This is a genomic window from Pseudomonas sp. SIMBA_068, assembly GCF_046534705.1.
Taxonomy (GTDB): Bacteria; Pseudomonadota; Gammaproteobacteria; order Pseudomonadales; family Pseudomonadaceae; genus Aquipseudomonas; species Aquipseudomonas putida.
The window spans coordinates 1-3,028 of record NZ_JAWRYI010000028.1; the positions used below are offsets into that span (position 1 = coordinate 1).

The following is a 3,028-nucleotide window of genomic DNA, read 5'->3' on the forward strand; positions in this document are numbered from 1 at the left end:
AAGCTGGTTATCTTGTACTGAATACATAGGTGCAAGAGGCGAACCAGGGGAACTGAAACATCTAAGTACCCTGAGGAAAAGAAATCAACCGAGATTCCCTTAGTAGTGGCGAGCGAACGGGGACCAGCCCTTAAGTTGGTTTGAGATTAGTGGAACGCTCTGGAAAGTGCGGCCATAGTGGGTGATAGCCCCGTACACGAAAATCTCTTGTCAATGAAATCGAGTAGGACGGAGCACGAGAAACTTTGTCTGAATATGGGGGGACCATCCTCCAAGGCTAAATACTACTGACTGACCGATAGTGAACTAGTACCGTGAGGGAAAGGCGAAAAGAACCCCGGAGAGGGGAGTGAAATAGATCCTGAAACCGTATGCGTACAAGCAGTGGGAGCCTACTTGTTAGGTGACTGCGTACCTTTTGTATAATGGGTCAGCGACTTATATTCAGTGGCGAGCTTAACCGAATAGGGGAGGCGTAGCGAAAGCGAGTCTTAATAGGGCGTTTAGTCGCTGGGTATAGACCCGAAACCGGGCGATCTATCCATGGGCAGGTTGAAGGTTAGGTAACACTGACTGGAGGACCGAACCGACTACCGTTGAAAAGTTAGCGGATGACCTGTGGATCGGAGTGAAAGGCTAATCAAGCTCGGAGATAGCTGGTTCTCCTCGAAAGCTATTTAGGTAGCGCCTCATGTATCACTGTAGGGGGTAGAGCACTGTTTCGGCTAGGGGGTCATCCCGACTTACCAAACCGATGCAAACTCCGAATACCTACAAGTGCCGAGCATGGGAGACACACGGCGGGTGCTAACGTCCGTCGTGAAAAGGGAAACAACCCAGACCGTCAGCTAAGGTCCCAAAGTCATGGTTAAGTGGGAAACGATGTGGGAAGGCTTAGACAGCTAGGAGGTTGGCTTAGAAGCAGCCACCCTTTAAAGAAAGCGTAATAGCTCACTAGTCGAGTCGGCCTGCGCGGAAGATGTAACGGGGCTCAAACCATGCACCGAAGCTACGGGTATCACCTTTTGGTGATGCGGTAGAGGAGCGTTCTGTAAGCCTGTGAAGGTGAGTTGAGAAGCTTGCTGGAGGTATCAGAAGTGCGAATGCTGACATGAGTAACGACAATGCGAGTGAAAAACTCGCACGCCGAAAGACCAAGGTTTCCTGCGCAACGTTAATCGACGCAGGGTTAGTCGGTCCCTAAGGCGAGGCTGAAAAGCGTAGTCGATGGAAAACAGGTTAATATTCCTGTACTTCCAGTTATTGCGATGGAGGGACGGAGAAGGTTAGGCCAGCCTGGCGTTGGTTGTCCAGGTTTAAGGTGGTAGGCTGGAATCTTAGGCAAATCCGGGATTTCAAGGCCGAGAGCTGATGACGAGTTGCCATTAGGCGACGAAGTGGTTGATACCATGCTTCCAAGAAAAGCTCCTAAGCTTCAGATAACTGGGAACCGTACCCCAAACCGACACAGGTGGTTAGGTAGAGAATACCAAGGCGCTTGAGAGAACTCGGGTGAAGGAACTAGGCAAAATGGCACCGTAACTTCGGGAGAAGGTGCGCCGGCGAGGGTCAAGGACTTGCTCCGTAAGCCCATGCCGGTCGAAGATACCAGGCCGCTGCGACTGTTTATTAAAAACACAGCACTCTGCAAACACGAAAGTGGACGTATAGGGTGTGACGCCTGCCCGGTGCCGGAAGGTTAATTGATGGGGTTAGCGCAAGCGAAGCTCTTGATCGAAGCCCCGGTAAACGGCGGCCGTAACTATAACGGTCCTAAGGTAGCGAAATTCCTTGTCGGGTAAGTTCCGACCTGCACGAATGGCGTAACGATGGCGGCGCTGTCTCCACCCGAGACTCAGTGAAATTGAAATCGCTGTGAAGATGCAGTGTATCCGCGGCTAGACGGAAAGACCCCGTGAACCTTTACTATAGCTTTGCACTGGACTTTGAATTTGCTTGTGTAGGATAGGTGGGAGGCTTTGAAGTGGGGACGCCAGTTCTCATGGAGCCATCCTTGAAATACCACCCTGGCAACTTTGAGGTTCTAACTCAGGTCCGTTATCCGGATCGAGGACAGTGTATGGTGGGTAGTTTGACTGGGGCGGTCTCCTCCCAAAGAGTAACGGAGGAGTACGAAGGTGCGCTCAGACCGGTCGGAAATCGGTCGTAGAGTATAAAGGCAAAAGCGCGCTTGACTGCGAGACACACACGTCGAGCAGGTACGAAAGTAGGTCTTAGTGATCCGGTGGTTCTGTATGGAAGGGCCATCGCTCAACGGATAAAAGGTACTCCGGGGATAACAGGCTGATACCGCCCAAGAGTTCATATCGACGGCGGTGTTTGGCACCTCGATGTCGGCTCATCACATCCTGGGGCTGAAGCCGGTCCCAAGGGTATGGCTGTTCGCCATTTAAAGTGGTACGCGAGCTGGGTTTAGAACGTCGTGAGACAGTTCGGTCCCTATCTGCCGTGGACGTTTGAGATTTGAGAGGGGCTGCTCCTAGTACGAGAGGACCGGAGTGGACGAACCTCTGGTGTTCCGGTTGTCACGCCAGTGGCATTGCCGGGTAGCTATGTTCGGAAGAGATAACCGCTGAAAGCATCTAAGCGGGAAACTTGCCTCAAGATGAGATCTCACTGGGATCTTGAATCCCCTAAAGGGCCGTCGAAGACTACGACGTTGATAGGTTGGGTGTGTAAGCGCTGTGAGGCGTTGAGCTAACCAATACTAATTGCCCGTGAGGCTTGACCATATAACACCCAAGCAATTTGCTAGCGCAGATTGCGGTGGTGAAGATGATACGAACCGAAAGTTCGCAACAACCCACAAATATCGCATATCCGGATTCGCTGGGCTGTCCATCTGGACATTCTGGCTACAGAATTTCTTGACGACCATAGAGCATTGGAACCACCTGATCCCATCCCGAACTCAGTAGTGAAACGATGCATCGCCGATGGTAGTGTGGGGTTTCCCCATGTGAGAGTAGGTCATCGTCAAGATTCATTTCGCAAAACCCCTATCTGC

General features: G+C 51.7%; 2 rRNA genes. Both read left to right on the forward strand.

From position 1 onward, the window contains the following. Nucleotides 1-2,753 (forward strand): 23S ribosomal RNA (locus SB756_RS27950); the annotation flags it as partial. A 134-nt stretch (nucleotides 2,754-2,887) separates the two neighbouring features. Continuing rightward, nucleotides 2,888-3,003 (forward strand): 5S ribosomal RNA (gene rrf / locus SB756_RS27955). Nucleotides 3,004-3,028: the final 25 nt, after the last annotated feature.